General features: G+C 70.8%; 15 protein-coding genes. 8 read left to right on the forward strand and 7 right to left on the reverse strand.

Going from position 1 to position 14,880, the window contains the following annotated elements; translation table 11 throughout:
* The first annotated feature begins 91 nt into the window (after positions 1-91).
* From K7B10_RS41675 to K7B10_RS28225, 5 genes are all read left to right on the forward strand, one after another.
* Positions 92-427 (forward strand): hypothetical protein, encoded by a 336-nt coding sequence (locus K7B10_RS41675; RefSeq protein WP_372481475.1) that lies wholly within the window; start codon positions 92-94, stop codon positions 425-427.
* 76 nt (positions 428-503) lie between these two features.
* Positions 504-1,301, forward strand: a complete 798-nt coding sequence (gene lipB / locus K7B10_RS28210) for a lipoyl(octanoyl) transferase LipB (protein ID WP_229340280.1) — start codon at positions 504-506, stop codon at positions 1,299-1,301.
* A 110-nt stretch (positions 1,302-1,411) separates the two neighbouring features.
* Positions 1,412-2,359 carry a lipoyl synthase gene (gene lipA, locus K7B10_RS28215; protein WP_229340282.1) on the forward strand — a complete coding sequence of 316 codons (948 nt, stop codon included), beginning with the start codon at positions 1,412-1,414 and terminating at the stop codon, positions 2,357-2,359.
* A 271-nt stretch (positions 2,360-2,630) separates the two neighbouring features.
* On the forward strand, positions 2,631-2,828 hold the full coding sequence (locus K7B10_RS28220) for an SCO2195 family GlnR-regulated protein (RefSeq protein WP_229345467.1): 198 nt from the start codon (positions 2,631-2,633) through the stop codon (positions 2,826-2,828).
* Between the two features lie 10 nt (positions 2,829-2,838).
* Entirely contained in the window at positions 2,839-3,537 is a 699-nt protein-coding gene (locus tag K7B10_RS28225; protein ID WP_229340283.1) for a DUF4191 domain-containing protein, read from the forward strand.
* A 123-nt stretch (positions 3,538-3,660) separates the two neighbouring features.
* On the opposite strand, the gene K7B10_RS28230 is transcribed toward K7B10_RS28225, so the two are convergent.
* Complete coding sequence (locus K7B10_RS28230) at positions 3,661-4,128, reverse strand: RDD family protein (protein ID WP_229340285.1); 468 nt, start codon at positions 4,126-4,128, stop codon at positions 3,661-3,663.
* A 184-nt stretch (positions 4,129-4,312) separates the two neighbouring features.
* Between K7B10_RS28230 and glnA the strand changes: the two genes are divergently transcribed.
* Both glnA and K7B10_RS28240 read left to right on the forward strand, forming a co-directional pair.
* Positions 4,313-5,722: a type I glutamate--ammonia ligase gene (glnA, locus tag K7B10_RS28235; protein WP_030863412.1), complete on the forward strand. Its 1,410-nt coding sequence runs from the start codon at positions 4,313-4,315 to the stop codon at positions 5,720-5,722.
* A gap of 139 nt (positions 5,723-5,861) precedes the next feature.
* Complete coding sequence (locus K7B10_RS28240) at positions 5,862-6,425, forward strand: dihydrofolate reductase family protein (RefSeq protein ID WP_229340287.1); 564 nt, start codon at positions 5,862-5,864, stop codon at positions 6,423-6,425.
* A 78-nt stretch (positions 6,426-6,503) separates the two neighbouring features.
* Here K7B10_RS28240 and K7B10_RS28245 read toward each other — a convergent pair whose 3' ends face one another.
* Positions 6,504-7,187, reverse strand: coding sequence for a TetR family transcriptional regulator (locus K7B10_RS28245; protein ID WP_229340289.1), 684 nt, complete (start codon positions 7,185-7,187; stop codon positions 6,504-6,506).
* An 86-nt stretch (positions 7,188-7,273) separates the two neighbouring features.
* On the opposite strand from K7B10_RS28245, the gene K7B10_RS28250 reads away from it, so the two are divergent.
* Positions 7,274-8,044 carry an SDR family NAD(P)-dependent oxidoreductase gene (locus tag K7B10_RS28250; RefSeq protein WP_229340291.1) on the forward strand — a complete coding sequence of 257 codons (771 nt, stop codon included), beginning with the start codon at positions 7,274-7,276 and terminating at the stop codon, positions 8,042-8,044.
* 3 nt (positions 8,045-8,047) lie between these two features.
* On the opposite strand, the gene K7B10_RS28255 is transcribed toward K7B10_RS28250, so the two are convergent.
* The 5 genes from K7B10_RS28255 to sucB form a co-directional block, all read right to left on the reverse strand.
* A complete protein-coding gene (locus K7B10_RS28255; protein WP_229340294.1) occupies positions 8,048-8,566 on the reverse strand; it encodes a DUF4240 domain-containing protein in 519 nt (172 codons plus the stop codon).
* Positions 8,567-8,686: 120 nt separating this feature from the next.
* On the reverse strand, positions 8,687-11,368 hold the full coding sequence (gene aceE / locus K7B10_RS28260) for a pyruvate dehydrogenase (acetyl-transferring), homodimeric type (protein WP_229340295.1): 2,682 nt from the start codon (positions 11,366-11,368) through the stop codon (positions 8,687-8,689).
* A 220-nt stretch (positions 11,369-11,588) separates the two neighbouring features.
* The gene (locus K7B10_RS28265; RefSeq protein WP_030156168.1) at positions 11,589-12,212 is read right to left on the reverse strand and encodes a GntR family transcriptional regulator; all 624 of its coding nucleotides are present in this window, start codon (positions 12,210-12,212) and stop codon (positions 11,589-11,591) included.
* A gap of 109 nt (positions 12,213-12,321) precedes the next feature.
* The gene (locus K7B10_RS28270; protein WP_229340298.1) at positions 12,322-13,656 is read right to left on the reverse strand and encodes an esterase/lipase family protein; all 1,335 of its coding nucleotides are present in this window, start codon (positions 13,654-13,656) and stop codon (positions 12,322-12,324) included.
* A 116-nt stretch (positions 13,657-13,772) separates the two neighbouring features.
* Positions 13,773-14,880 (reverse strand): 2-oxoglutarate dehydrogenase, E2 component, dihydrolipoamide succinyltransferase (gene sucB / locus K7B10_RS28275; protein WP_229340300.1); only part of this gene is annotated, 1,108 nt, incomplete at its 5' end.

The raw sequence follows: 14,880 nt of genomic DNA on the forward strand, positions 1-14,880 counted from the left end.
GTTCGGGTCAAAGCCGCACTCACCCGTCTGTGTGCAGAATCGGTGGGGCGCTTTACGGACCGACCCCCTCCGCCCGCGTACGCTGCGCGGCATGACCCGCAGGCCCACCCGGGCGGATCCCTCCGCCGACGACACCGCACGACTGCCCGCACCGCTGCCCGCGCCCGAGCTGACCGAGGCGGAGTGCCGGCGGTGCGGCACGTACATCGCGGGGCTGGACGGGCGGTACGCGTGCGGCGTGTGCGGCTGGGTCAACGACCACTCGGAGGGCCACCGGCGGCTGCCGACGGCCGACGAGGACCCGGACCGGCCGGAGGCCCGGGCCGGGGCCCGCTCCCGGCGGCCGAGGCCGCTGCCGCCGGGACCGGAGGACGGCCCGCACGGCCCGGCGGGCCCCGCGCCCGACCCCTCGGGGACGGGCCACTGAGGGGGCGGAATCCGGCCGCCGTACCCTTGGCTGGTGCGATACGTGCACACGGCAGGTTCGACGAGGAGGCGCTGCGGTGGCTGAGCTTGGGTTTGTCCGTCTGGGCTTCGGACCCGACTACGTCGAGTACACCCGGGCCTGGGAGGAGCAGCGGCGGGTCCACGCCGCGCGCTTCGCGGACGAGATCGGCGACACCTGCCTCCTGCTGGAGCACGAGCCCGTGTACACGGCCGGCCGGCGCACCGCCGAGAGCGAGCGCCCGCTGGACGGGACCCCCGTCGTGGACGTGGACCGCGGCGGCAAGATCACCTGGCACGGCCCGGGCCAGCTGGTCGGCTACCCGATCATGAAGCTGCCCCGCCCGGTCGACGTCGTCGCGCACGTGCGCCGGCTGGAGGAGGCGCTGATCCGCACCGCCGCCGAGTTCGGCCTGGAGACCACCCGCGTCGAAGGCCGCTCCGGGGTCTGGGTCCTCGGGGACCCCGTCGAGGACCGGCCCAAGATAGGCGGGCTCTCCCTCGACCTCGACCCGCGGCTGACGGACGAGGAGTTCGACCCGCGCCTGAACGGTCCCGAGTACGCCCCCTCCAACGCCGGTCAGCGCCGCGAGGACCGCAAGCTGGCCGCGATCGGCATCCGCGTGGCCAAGGGCGTCACCATGCACGGCTTCGCGATCAACGTGAACCCGGACAGCACCTGGTTCGACCGGATCATCCCGTGCGGAATCCGGGACGCCGGTGTGACCTCGCTCTCGTACGAACTGGGCCGCGAGATCACCATCGCGGACGTGCTGCCGGTCGTGGAACGCCACCTGAAGGACGTACTGGAGCAGGCGGAACTGCGGCCACGGGAGATCGAGCCCGCCGCGGGCTGACGGCCGGGGGAATGCGGCCGGTCACCGCCAGGTTGGCCGACGTAAGAGCGTATGAAATTACGGGCGTACCCTGGTGGGCGCCGAAGAATCGAAGTCACAGGGAGCCGGTCGTGTCCGCAGTCGCACCCGACGGACGCAAGATGCTGCGCCTCGAGGTCCGTAACGCCCAGACGCCCATCGAGCGCAAGCCCGAGTGGATCAAGACCCGGGCGAAGATGGGTCCCGAGTACACGAAGATGCAGGCCCTGGTGAAGGGCGAAGGACTGCACACCGTGTGCCAGGAGGCCGGTTGTCCCAACATCTACGAATGCTGGGAGGACCGCGAGGCCACCTTCCTCATCGGGGGTGACCAGTGCACCCGGCGCTGCGACTTCTGCCAGATCGACACGGGCAAGCCCGAGGCCCTGGACCGTGACGAGCCGCGCCGCGTCGGCGAGTCCGTCGTCACGATGGACCTGAACTACGCCACCATCACCGGCGTCGCGCGCGACGACCTGGCCGACGGCGGCGCCTGGCTGTACGCGGAGACCGTGCGCCAGATCCACGAGCAGACGGCGGCCCGCGAGGCCGGCCACACCAAGGTCGAGCTGCTCGCCCCCGACTTCAACGCGGTCCCGGAGCTGCTGGAGGAGGTCTTCGCCTCCCGCCCCGAGGTCTTCGCGCACAACGTGGAGACGGTGCCGCGGATCTTCAAGCGGATCCGCCCCGGCTTCCGCTACGAGCGCTCGCTCGACGTGATCCGGCAGGCCCGCGCGTACGGCCTCGTCACCAAGTCGAACCTGATCCTGGGCATGGGCGAGGAGCGCGAGGAGGTCTCGCAGGCCCTGAAGGAGCTGCACGAGGCCGGCTGCGAGCTCATCACCATCACCCAGTACCTGCGCCCCTCGCCGCGGCACCACCCCGTCGAGCGCTGGGTGAAGCCGGCCGAGTTCGTGGAGCTGGCGAAGGAGGCCGAGGAGATCGGCTTCTCCGGTGTGATGTCGGGCCCGCTGGTCCGCTCCTCGTACCGTGCGGGCCGCCTCTACACGCAGGCGATGGAGAAGCGCGCAGCGGTGTGACGCGCGCTACCGCACGGACTGTGTGAACTCACGCACAAAGTCTTACCAACGGGTAACACCGCATCGACGCGGCCCCTAGGCTCTCTGTAACGAGAGTCCGGCGGGCCGCGTAAATGTTTCATCACCGTTTGACCGACCGGTCATGCCCTGGTAACACCAGTCAGTGACGATTGCTCCACGCACCGCGCACACCGGCGCACACCACCACCACGCGCCGCCGTGCGCTCCGGACCGTCCCGAACCGCCCAGCACCGTGAAAGGGATCGACATCATGCAGGCCGCGCCCGTACGCGCCATTGCCATTCCGTCGTTCACCGACGCCTTCCGGGGCTTCGAGTCGCTGCTCATGAGCGGCGCCCGCCGCAATGCGTGGAGCGCGGTCCTCGAGGACCGTCGCCGAGCCAGGGACCGGGTCGAAACCGAGCACGTACTCGAGGCCGCGGCGACCCGGACCCCGCAGGCCACGTAAACTTCGCTCTATGGCGAGGAAGTCAAACGCAGAGACTGCTGCGAACCCCGGGCGACTGAAGCAGATCGCCCTGACGTACAAGATGACGCGCAAGGCCGACCCGAAGGTCGGTCTGATCGTCGCGGGCGTGGGAATCGTCACCTTCGGTGTCTTTCTTGCGATCGGCTTCCTGATCGACCACCCGGTCTACCTGGGCATCCTGGGCTTCCTGGTGGCGTTCCTCGCGATGGCGATCGTCTTCGGGCGACGGGCCGAGCGGGCTGCCTTCGGGCAGATGGAGGGACAGCCGGGCGCGGCCGCGGCCGTACTGGACAACGTGGGACGGGGCTGGACGACCACCCCCGCCGTCGCGATGAACCGGAGCCAGGACATCGTCCACCGGGCCGTGGGCAAGGCCGGCGTCGTGCTGATCGCCGAGGGCAACGCGAACCGGCTGAAGCCGATGCTCGCCGCGGAGAAGAAGAAGCTGGCGCGGATCATGCCGGACATCCCGGTCCACGACTTCATCGTGGGCACCGGCGAGGGCGAGGTCCCGCTGAAGAAGCTCCGCACGACGCTTCTCAAGCTGCCCCGCGTACTGACCGGTCCGCAGATCACGCAGGTCAACGACAAGCTGCGGGCCATGGGCGATCTCATGAGCAACATGCCCCTGCCGAAGGGTCCGATGCCCAAGGGCATGAGGATGCCGCGCGGCGGAAAGATGCGCTGACCCGCTTTTCGTATACGACGCACCACGCATGCAGGGGCGCCCCCGAGCCGGCCGGCTCGGGGGCGCCCCTGTCTCGTCCTCCTGTGCCCCGTGGTCTGCGTCCTGCGCTTCCGCGCCCTGCGCCTAGACGCGGACCTGGACGGCGCGCGCGAGGCGGTCGTGCAGGCCGCGCCCGTCCCGGTCCCAGATCAGCGCCGGGATGACCAGGGCGAGCAGGACCGTACGCAGGACGACCCGGCCGAAGCCGAGGCGGCCGCCGTCCTCCGCGACGACGCGCAGGCCCACCAGCCGCTTGCCGGGGGTGAAGCCCACGGTGCCGACGGTGAGGATGCTCAGCACCACGAAGAGCGCCAGCGTCCAGTTGCCGGTGGCGGTCGCGTTGCCGTGCGTGATCAACCCGAACGCGATCACCTGACAGCCGATCCAGTCGATGGCGAGACCGCCCAGGCGGCGGCCGAAGCGCGCCACCGATCCCGGCCCCTCCTGGGGCAGGCCGAGCCGTTCACCCCGGTAGCCGAAGTCGACGCCCATGTCCTCGGCGGCCGCGCGGGGGCCGGAGAGCCAGGATCCGATTGCCTGTCTGTTGTCCACCCGACCACGGTACCGGTGGTGTCCGACCGCGTTCCGACGGGACCCTGGTTAACTTGAGCGAAACAAATGGGTCATGCTTGAGAAATCCCGCCTGCTTATGGTCGGGTCAGCGTGCGGCACCGCACTGACGCACCACGAGCTATAAAGCCCGCCCTGCCCCGGGGCCGGGAGTAGGAGGAGTTGGATGTTCCAGAACGCCGACGAAGTGAAGCAGTACATCGAGGAGAACGACGTCAAGTTCGTCGACGTCCGCTTCTGCGACCTGCCTGGTGTGATGCAGCACTTCACCATCCCGGCTCGGGCATTCGACCCGGCGGAGGAGCTCGCCTTCGACGGCTCCTCCATCCGCGGCTTCCAGGCGATCCACGAGTCCGACATGGCGCTGCGTGCCGACATCACCACCGCGCGCCTGGACCCGTTCCGCAAGGACAAGACGCTCAACATCAACTTCTTCATCCACGACCCGATCACGGGTGAGGCCTACAGCCGCGACCCGCGCAACATCGCGAAGAAGGCCGAGGCGTACCTCGCCTCCACCGGCATCGCCGACACCGCGTACTTCGGCCCCGAGGCCGAGTTCTACGTGTTCGACAGCGTGCGCTTCGCGACCTCCGCGAACGAGGGCTTCTACCACATCGACTCCGAGGCCGGCGCCTGGAACACCGGTTCCGAGGAGAACAACCGCGGCTACAAGGTCCGCTACAAGGGTGGTTACTTCCCCGTAGCCCCGGTCGACCACTTCGCCGACCTGCGCGCCGAGATCTCCCTCGAGCTGGACGCCCAGGGCCTCCAGGTCGAGCGCCAGCACCACGAGGTCGGCACCGGCGGCCAGGCCGAGATCAACTACAAGTTCAACACGCTGCTGGCCGCGGCCGACGACCTGATGCTCTTCAAGTACATCGTGAAGAACGTCGCCTGGCGCAACGGCAAGACCGCGACCTTCATGCCGAAGCCGATCTTCGGTGACAACGGCTCGGGCATGCACGTCCACCAGTCGCTGTGGGCCAACGGCGACCCGCTGTTCTACGACGAGGCCGGCTACGCGGGCCTGTCGGACACCGCCCGTTACTACATCGGCGGCATCCTCAAGCACGCCCCGTCGCTGCTCGCCTTCACCAACCCGACGGTGAACTCGTACCACCGCCTGGTCCCGGGCTTCGAGGCGCCGGTCAACATGGTGTACTCGCAGCGCAACCGCTCCGCCGCGATGCGCATCCCGATCACGGGCTCGAACCCGAAGGCCAAGCGCGTCGAGTTCCGCGCCCCGGACCCGTCCTCGAACCCGTACCTGGCGTTCGCGGCCCTCCTGCTCGCCGGCCTCGACGGCGTGAAGAACAAGATCGAGCCGATGGAGCCGATCGACAAGGACCTCTACGAGCTCTCGCCCGACGAGCACGCGAGCGTCCCGCAGGTCCCGACCAGCCTGGAGGACGTCCTCAAGGCCCTGGAGGCCGACCACGAGTACCTCCTGGCCGGCGGCGTCTTCACCCCGGACCTGATCGAGACCTGGATCGACTACAAGCGCACGCACGAGATCGCCCCGATCGCGCTGCGCCCGCACCCGCACGAGTTCGAGATGTACTTCGACATCTAAGAAGCAGCGCAGGTCAGGACGGTTTCCGTCCTCCTGGGCCGTCTGTTGGGCCGTCGCCGGTGTCCCCGCCCTCGCGGAAGACGCCGTCGGCGGCCCTTTCGGTTTGCCGCGCGGGACCGACTCGCGGAAGGCTGGTGCCGTGCGGAAACTCATCTACGGCATGAACCTGACCCTGGACGGCTACATCGCGGCGCCCGGCGACGACATCGGCTGGAGCGTGCCGAGCGACGAGCTGTTCCAGTTCTGGTCCGACCGGCTGCAGGCGACCGACCTGTCGCTGTACGGGCGCAAGCTGTGGCAGACGATGAGCTCCTACTGGCCGACCGGCGACCAGCAGCCGGGCGCCACCCCGGCGGAGGCCGAGTTCGCGCGCCGCTGGCGGGACATGTCGAAGGTGGTGTTCTCCTCGACGATCGGCGAGGTCGACTGGAACACCCGCCTGGTCACCGGCGACGCGGTCGCCGAGATCGCCCGGCTCAAGGCCGAGGACGGCGGCCCGATGGACATCGGCGGCGCGACGCTCGCCGCGGCGGCCATGCGGGCCGGGCTGATCGACGAGTACGTACTGGCCACCGCGCCGGTCCTGGTGGGCGGCGGCACGCCGTTCTTCACCGCGCTGGACGACTGGGTGAACCTCAACCTGCTGGAGACGCGGACGCTTCCCTGCGGCGTGATCCTGACCAGGTACGAGACGAGGCGCTGAGCGCCCGTCCCGGCTCACCGGGGAGCGGCTGGGCCGCCGTGCTGTCCGGGCGCGGATGCCGTCGGCGGCATCCGAAGCTCAGGCGGAGGGCGGTGTGGTCGTGCCGGGTCGGTGGAGGAGGGGCATCGCGGCCGTCAGGTCGCGCAGGCAGCGGACCGCCAGTTCCGCGGGGGAGCCGGGGCCCGAGACCGGGGCGTCCGTCGTCGACCAGAGTTCCAGGGCGATGCGGATGGCGTCCGTGGCCGCCGCCGCGAGCAGGCGTACGCCCAGGGGGTCGGCGTCCTCGCCGGCCAGCCGGGCGATCACCGGGACCAGGCGCTCCTCGGAGTCCTGGTTCACCCGGTACCAGACCGCGCGCAGCGCCTCGTCGGTCGCGGCGGCGCGGAGCAGGCCGCGGGTCACCTCCAGGCCCTCCTCGACCGCCTGGGAGTCGCTCAGCGAGCGGGTGACCGCGCGTTTCAGGGCCTCGTCGAGCGGGGTGCCGGGCTCCTCTTCGGCGAGCAGGGCGCGCCAGGCGTCGCCGCCGCCGGCCAGTAGCGGGCCCACGGCCTCCTGCTTGTTGCGGAAGTAGCGGTAGAACGTGCGCAGGGCCACGCCCGCGCGGTGCGCGATGTCCTCGGCGGTGGTGCCGTCGGGGCCGTGTTCGGCGAAGAGTTCGCAGGCGGCGCGGGCGATGTCGAGCTGGGTGGCGGCCTTGCGGCGCTCGGTCAGCGACTGGGCTCCGGGGCCGGCCTGGGGAGAGTACGGACGAGGGGATCTCACGCGTGAAGCCTACCTTCCCGGCTCGGTAGAGAGTGCACGTTATGACACTCTGGCAAAACGTGTCATGGCGGCGGTACGCTCGCACCATGAACCGTTACGAAGGACGTCGCGTCCTCATCACCGGCGGCGGCTCCGGCATCGGCCGGGCCACCGTCCACCGCATCCTCTCCGAGGGCGGCCGTGTCCACACCGTGGACGTCAACGAAGAGGGGCTGGCCGGCACCGCGGCGCAGGCCGCCGCCGACGGCCACACGGACCGCCTCACGACCGCCGTCCTCGACATATCCGACGAGGCCGCCGTGCAGAGCGGTGTCGCCGCCGCCGTCCAGGGCCTCGGCGGGCTCGACGTACTCGTCAACGCCGCCGGCATCCTGCGTTCCGCGCACACGCACCAGACCACGCTCGACTTCTGGAACAAGGTCATCGCGGTCAACCTCACCGGCACCTTCCTGGTGATCCGCGAGTCGCTCCCGGCACTGCTGGAGGGCGACCAGCCGGTCGTCGTGAACTTCAGCTCCACCTCGGCGTCCTTCGCCCACCCCTACATGTCCGCGTACGCGGCCAGCAAGGGCGGCATCCAGTCCATGACCCACGCCCTGGCCGCCGAGTACAGCAAGCAGGGCCTGCGCTTCGTCGCCGTCGCGCCCGGCTCCATCGAGAGCGGCATGACCACGGGCAACGGCCCGGGCCTGCCCGAGGACACCGACTGGAGCCTGTTCGCCAAGCTGGCCCCGGCCCTCGGCCAGGGCTTCGCCGGCCCGCAGACGGTCGCCGGCGTCGTCGCCATGCTCGGTTCCGAGGACGGCGCCTTCATCACCGGTACCGAGATCCGCATCGACGGCGGCACGCACTACTAGTCGCTACGCGCGGAAACGGTCCCACAGCCGGGGGAAGCGCTCCGCGAGCACGGCTTCGTCCTCGAAGTCCAGCGGGGTGCCCTCCGGCTCGGCCGCTTGCAGCGGAATGCCCAGATCCGGCGCCACCGCCCCCGTCAGCTGCTCGTACGCCTCGTCGGCCGCGTACCCCAGCTCCTCGCCGTCCCCGTCGATCTCCTCGTCGAACTCGTCCAGGAGCTCCGCGAGCGCGTCCGGATCGTGCACCCCGCCCTCGAACACCTCCCGGCCCTGGCCGATCAGCCAGCACCGGAAGTAGTCGAACGCGTCGTCGCTCGCGCCGTCGAGCAGGACCCAGGCCGCGCCCCACAGGTCCCACGTGTACGCCCGGTTGTACCGGGACTCGAAGTGCCGGGCGAAGTCCAGGACGGAGTCCGGATCGAGCTGCGCCAGCCGCTCCACGAGCAGCTCGGCGTGCTCCTCGGGGTCGCCCTCGGCGGCCTCGCGGGTACGGTCGACGATCTCCCAGAACTCCGTCTCGTCCATCACCGCTCCAGCATCACGGGTGCGCCCCCTCGCCGCCACCGCTCATACGGCCAAAGGCCGGTGTCCGACCCCCGGGGAAGGGGGTCGGACACCGGCCTTTCGTCTCATCGCGTCCGGGCCTCAGAGGCCGTAGCGCTCGCGGGCTTCCTTTATGGCGGACGCCGGCACCTCGCCGCGGCGGGCGAGCTGGGCCAGCGCGGCCACCACGATCGACTGCGCGTCGACGCCGAAGTGGCGGCGGGCGCCCTCGCGGGTGTCGGACAGGCCGAAGCCGTCCGTACCGAGCGAGGTCCAGTCCTGCTCCACCCACTGGCTGATCTGGTCCGGGACCTGGCGCATCCAGTCGGATACGGCCAGCACCGGGCTCGTGACGCCCTCCAGCGCGCGCGTGACGTACGGGGTGCGCACCTCGCCGCGCAGCAGCGCCTCGTCGCACTCCAGCGCGTCGCGCCGCAGCTCGCCCCAGGAGGTGGCGGACCAGACGTCGGCGGCCACGTTCCAGTCGGCGGCGAGCAGCTGCTGCGCCTCCAGCACCCAGTGGATCGCCGTGCCCGAGGCCATCAGCTGGATCTTCGGGGCGTCGGCGGCCGGGGCGGACTCCAGCGAGGAGGCCTCGTTGAAGCGGTAGAGGCCGCGCAGGATGCCCTCTTCCACGCCCTCCGGCATGGCCGGCTGCACCTTCGGCTCGTTGTAGACCGTCAGGTAGTAGAAGACGTCTTCCGGCTGCTCGCCGTACATGCGGCGCAGACCGTCCTTGACGATCACCGCGATCTCGTACGCGAACGCCGGGTCGTAGTTGAGCGACGCCGGGTTCGTGGACGCGATCAGGTGCGAGTGCCCGTCCGCGTGCTGCAGGCCCTCACCGGTCAGGGTCGTGCGACCGGCGGTGGCGCCGACGATGAAGCCCTTGCCGAGCTGGTCGGCGAGCTGCCACATCTGGTCGGCGGTGCGCTGCCAGCCGAACATCGAGTAGAAGATGTAGAAGGGGATCATCGGCTCGCCGTGCGTCGCGTACGACGTGCAGGCGGCGATGAAGTCGGCCATGGCGCCGGCCTCGGTGATCCCCTCGTTGAGGATCTGGCCGTCCTTGGCTTCCTTGTAGTACATGAGCTGGTCGCGGTCGACCGGCTCGTACGTCTGACCCAGCGGCGAGTAGATGCCGGCCGACGGGAAGAGGGACTCCATACCGAAGGTGCGGGCCTCGTCGGGGACGATCGGCACCCAGCGCTTGCCGGTCTCCTTGTCCCGCATCAGGTCCTTGACCAGGCGGACGAAGGCCATCGTGGTGGCCATCTCCTGCTTGCCGGAGCCCTTGATGAGCGGGGCGAAGGAGCGCTCGGCCGGGGCGGGCAGGGCCACGTGGTGGACCTTGCGGGCCGGGGCCGGACCGCCGAGGGCCGCGCGGCGCTCGTTCAGGTACCGCACCTCGGGGCTGTCCGCGCCCGGGTGGCCGTAGGGGACGACGCCGTCGGCGAAGGCGCTGTCCGGGATCGGGAGCCCGAGCAGGTCGCGCATGCCCTTGAACTCGTCGATCGTCAGCTTCTTCATCTGGTGGTTCGCGTTCTTCGACTCGAACCCGGCGCCCAGCGTGTAGCCCTTGACGGTCTGCGCGAGGATGACCGTCGGCGCGCCCTTGTGCTCCAGGGCGGCCTTGTACGCGGCGTACACCTTGCGGGGCTCGTGGCCGCCGCGGGAGCTGTGGAAGCACTCGGCGATCTTCGCGTCGGAGAGCACGCCGGCCAGCTGCACGAGTTCGGCGTTGGCGCCGAAGAAGTGCTGGCGGATGTAGGCGACGTCGCGGGTCGCGTACGTCTGGAACTGCGCGTCGGGTACCTCGCGCAGGCGGCGTACGAGTGCGCCCGTGGTGTCGAGCTGGAACAGCTCGTCCCAGGCGGAGCCCCACAGCGACTTGATGACGTTCCAGCCGGCGCCGCGGAACTGGGCCTCCAGCTCCTGTACCACGCGGAAGTTGGCGCGGACCGGACCGTCGAGGCGCTGCAGGTTGCAGTTGATGACGAAGGTCAGGTTGTCGAGCTGCTCACGGGAGGCGAGGGCCAGGGCGGCGGTCGACTCGGGCTCGTCCATCTCGCCGTCGCCCAGGAAGGCCCAGACGTGCGAGTTGGCGGTGTCCTTGATGTTCCGGTTCTGCAGGTAGCGGTTGAAGCGCGCCTGGTAGATCGCGGAGAGCGGGCCGAGGCCCATGGAGACCGTCGGGAACTCCCACAGCCACGGCAGGCGCCGCGGGTGCGGGTAGGACGGCAGGCCGTTGCCGCCGGACTCCTGGCGGAAGTTGTCGAGCTGCTGCTCGGAGATGCGCCCGTCGAGGAAGGCGCGGGCGTAGATGCCGGGGGAGGCGTGGCCCTGGATGTAGAGCTGGTCGCCCGATCCGTCGGCCTCCTTCCCGCGGAAGAAGTGCTGGAAGCCGGTCTCGTAGAGCCAGGCCGCCGAGGCGAAGGTGGCGATGTGGCCGCCGACGCCGTACTTGGAGCCGCGGGTCACCATGGCGGCCGCGTTCCAGCGGTTCCATGCGGTGATCTTGGCTTCCATCTCCTCGTCACCCGGGAACTCGGGCTCGGCGGAGGTGGGGATGGTGTTGACGTAGTCCGTCTCCAGCAGCTTCGGCAGGGCGAGGCCGGCGGCCTCGGCGTGCTGGAGGGTGCGGCGGAGCAGGTATTCGGCGCGGCGCGTACCGGCGGCCTTGGCGACGGCGTCCAGGGAGGCCGCCCATTCGGCGGTCTCCTCGGTGTCGCGGTCCGGGAGCTGGTCGAGCTCGCTCGGAAGCTTTCCTACGGGGTCGGACATCGGTGTGCGCCGCCTTCCGGACAAAGGAGAGGTGGTGAAAAATCCCTGACGGGCAGGACAGGGTCGATGGGCCCGGTTGGGGTCCGTCGTCGACTGTAAATCGCTGATCGATGATCGATCAAACGAATGTGACGTTGAATTGGCCATCCGGCCAAAAGTCGGCACCCGGTGCCATGAAATCAGGCACCCGGTGCCGGGTAAAACGGGGCAAACCAACCCGTCAGGCGCGGGGTGCGCACCCCAGGACGTGCCGCTTCACGAGCACTCCGATGTCCGGATCCTGACTGCGGAACGCCTCCACGAGGGCCGCGTGCTCCTCCGCGTACGACTTCTGGACGGTTCCCAGCCAGCGGATCGACAGGGCCGTGAAGACCTCGATGCCCAGGCTCTCCCAGGTGTGCAGCAGCACGCTGTTCCCGGCCGCCCGCACCAGCTCCCGGTGGAACCCGACGGTGTGCCGCACCTGCGCGGTCCCGTCCTCGGTCCGGTCGGCCTCCCACAGCGCCGCCACGTGCGGCTCCAGCGCCGAGCAGTCCGCAGCCAGCCGCGGGGCGGCCAGCTCGGCCGCGATCTGCTCCAGGCCGGCCCGGACCGGGTAGATCTCCTCCAGGTCGGCCGCCGACAGGTTCCGTACGCGCACGCCCTTGTTCGGCGCCGACTCGATGAGCCGCAGCGTCTCCAGCTCGCGCAGCGCCTCGCGCACGGGCGTCTGGCTGACCTCCAGCTCCACGGCGATCCGGCGCTCGACGATCCGCTCGCCGGGCTTCCAGCGGCCGCTGACGATCCCCTCCACGATGTGCTCGCGGATCTGCTCGCGCAGCGAGTGCACGACGGGTGGGGTGATCATCGGGGCTTCATCTCCTGTGGGGCCGCGCATCGCTTCGATGCGTAGACAATACGGCGGAGTGGGCCGCGGGGATGCGTTCCTGGTCAGGGCCGTTGGGTGAGGCTGGTTACAAGGCGCTGCGCCGGATCAGGCTCAGGGCCGTGACCGGACCCACCGACAGCCGGTACGCGCCCGGTTCGGGCGGCGGGAACGCGACGCCGTAACGGCCGCCGCCCAGGCTCCGCAGGGCGCGGGCCGCCGGGCGGCCGCCGTCGGCCGGGCACAGCTCCGCCATGAGCAGCCGCTCGTCGTCGGGGGCCGTGACCGTGACCTCGTACGGGACCCCGGCGGGCAGTACGGGCGGCACCCGCACCCCCAGCCCGGCGGCCGGGTCCGCGGCGTCCGGCTCCTCGGGGGGCAGGGGCTCGTCGCCCAGGAGGCCGCGCAGGGCCTCCCGTACGGCGGCGTTGTTCTGGAGCGAGCCGTGCTGCTCGTACGGGGTCCACCACGCGTACGGGGTCCGCGACCGCGTCACCCCGGCGGCCGTGCCGAGGCGGGGGACGGTGCCGTCGCCGTCGGCCTCCGGGAGGAGGACCAGGCGGTCCCCGGCGTGGCGCGCGGTCGTCGCCGTGGGCTGGCCCGTGCCGGCGATCGCGTACAGATCGGCCCGCGGCGGGGCGTCGCGCAGGTCGGCGTGGAAGCGGGCCGCGTCCGCCAGCAGCGCCTCGTCCACGCCCGGCAGCCCCGGCAGGTCACGCAGGTGTGCGAGTCCGTCCGGGCCTTCCAGACAGGCGTAGTCGGGGGCCAGCTGGTGCAGGGACGGCAGGCTGCGGGCGAAGGCGCCGAGCTCGCGGTCCCGGTCCCGGCGGTCCCCGCCCTCCACCAGATCGGCCAGGGCCCGCAGGGAGCCCCGGTGCGGGGTGCCGAGGGTGATCACGCGGCGGGTGATCCCGTCCCCGCCGAGGCGTTCCACGTAGTGCCGGGCCACCAGCCCGCCCATCCCGTGGCAGAGGAAGACCACCCGGGCCCCGCGGCGCTCGGGGGCCGAAGCCCGCCAGCGCTCCAGCTCCAGGCCCATCCGGTCCTTCAGCCGCCCGGCGTTGTAGCGGCAGGACAGCCGCCAGTCGTACGGGAACGTGAGCAGGTTGTCCGAAACGGACAGGGTGAAATGGCGTTCCAGCCAGCGCAGCAGGTCCGTGTAGCCGTCCACCGGGTGCCAGATGCCCGGCAGGGCGTGCAGATCCGGCATCAGGCCCACGGGGACGACCCCGTCGCCCGGATCGCCGTCGCCTATGTCCTTCGGGAGCCGCAGGGCGCCCACGGAGCCGCCGAAGTTCCGCAGGCCGCGTAACAGGGCCGGGCCGGAGAGGTCCCAGACGGCTCTGCCCTCGGCGTCCGCGAGCCGACTGCCCAGGATCCCCGGCAGTACCACGACCAGATCCGTCACCTGTGTCCGTGCCATACGCAGCCCCCCGAGATGTCACACATGGACCCACCAGGGTATGACGACGGCGCCCCCGCCCGAAGTGGTTCCGGGCGGGGGCGCCGTACGAGTCGCGCGTCGACGGGGCCGGGGCCTCAGAGGCCGAGCTCGACCTCGAACTCGCCGGCCTCGAGGATCGCCTTGACGGCCGAGAGGTACCGGGCCGCGTCCGCACCGTCCACCAGGCGGTGGTCGTAGGACAGGGTCAGGTACGTCATGTCGCGGACGCCGATGACGGTGCCCTCGGGGGTCTCGATGACCATCGGGCGCTTGACCGTGGCACCGATGCCCAGGATGGCGACCTGGTTCGGGGGCACGATCACGGTGTCGAACAGCGCACCGCGCGAGCCGGTGTTGCTGATGGTGAAGGTCGCGCCCGACAGCTCGTCCGGCGTGATCTTGTTGCCGCGGACCTTGGCGGCCAGGTCGGCGGTGGCCTTGGAGATGCCCGCCAGGTTGAGGTCACCGGCACCCTTGATGACCGGGGTCATCAGGCCCTTCTCGGAGTCCACGGCGATGCCGATGTTCTCCGAGTCGAAGTAGGTGATGGTGCCCTCGTCGTCGTTGATCCGGGCGTTGACGACCGCGTGGGCCTTCAGCGCCTGGGCGGCGGCCTTGACGAAGAACGGCATCGGCGAGAGCTTGACGCCCTCGCGGGCCAGGAAGGAGCCCTTGGCCTGCTCGCGCAGCTTCATGATCTTGGTGATGTCCACCTCGACCACGGAGCTGAGCTGAGCCTGCGAGTGCAGGGCCTTCATCATGTTGTCGCCGATGACCTTGCGCATGCGGGTCATCTTGACGGTCTGACCGCGCAGCTCCGAGACGGCGGCGGCGGCCGGGGCCTTGGCGGCCGGGGCGGCGGCCGGAGCCGGGGCGGCAGCGGCGGCCTTGGCGGCCTCGGCGGCGGCCAGGACGTCCTGCTTGCGGATACGGCCACCGACACCGGTGCCCGAGACCGAGGCCAGGTTGACGCCGGACTCCGAGGCGAGCTTGCGCACCAGCGGGGTCACGTACGCGCCCTCGTCACCGGCGGAGACCGCGGCGGCGGGAGCGGCCACGGCCGGAGCCGGGGTGACCGGAGCCGGAGCGGCGACCGGAGCCGGAGCGGCCACCGGGGCGGCAGCGGCCGGGGCGGCCACGACCGGAGCCGGAGCGGCGACCGGAGCCGGAGCGGCCACGGGGGCCGGGGCGGCAGCGGCCGGG

The sequence above is a fragment of the Streptomyces flavotricini genome, from assembly GCF_020639365.1.
Lineage (GTDB): Bacteria > Actinomycetota > Actinomycetes > Streptomycetales > Streptomycetaceae > Streptomyces > Streptomyces flavotricini.

Bases quoted from the DNA above. Each gene is read 5' to 3' on its own strand.
- K7B10_RS41675 (WP_372481475.1), top strand. From the start codon at position 92: ATGACCCGCAGGCCCACCCGGGCGGATCCCTCCGCCGACGACACCGCA.
- K7B10_RS28220 (WP_229345467.1), top strand. From the start codon at position 2,631: ATGCAGGCCGCGCCCGTACGCGCCATTGCCATTCCGTCGTTCACCGAC.
- K7B10_RS28225 (WP_229340283.1), top strand. From the start codon at position 2,839: ATGGCGAGGAAGTCAAACGCAGAGACTGCTGCGAACCCCGGGCGACTG.
- glnA (WP_030863412.1), top strand. From the start codon at position 4,313: ATGTTCCAGAACGCCGACGAAGTGAAGCAGTACATCGAGGAGAACGAC.
- K7B10_RS28250 (WP_229340291.1), top strand. From the start codon at position 7,274: ATGAACCGTTACGAAGGACGTCGCGTCCTCATCACCGGCGGCGGCTCC.
- K7B10_RS28255 (WP_229340294.1), bottom strand. From the start codon at position 8,566: ATGGACGAGACGGAGTTCTGGGAGATCGTCGACCGTACCCGCGAGGCC.
- aceE (WP_229340295.1), bottom strand. From the start codon at position 11,368: ATGTCCGACCCCGTAGGAAAGCTTCCGAGCGAGCTCGACCAGCTCCCG.
- K7B10_RS28270 (WP_229340298.1), bottom strand. From the start codon at position 13,656: ATGGCACGGACACAGGTGACGGATCTGGTCGTGGTACTGCCGGGGATC.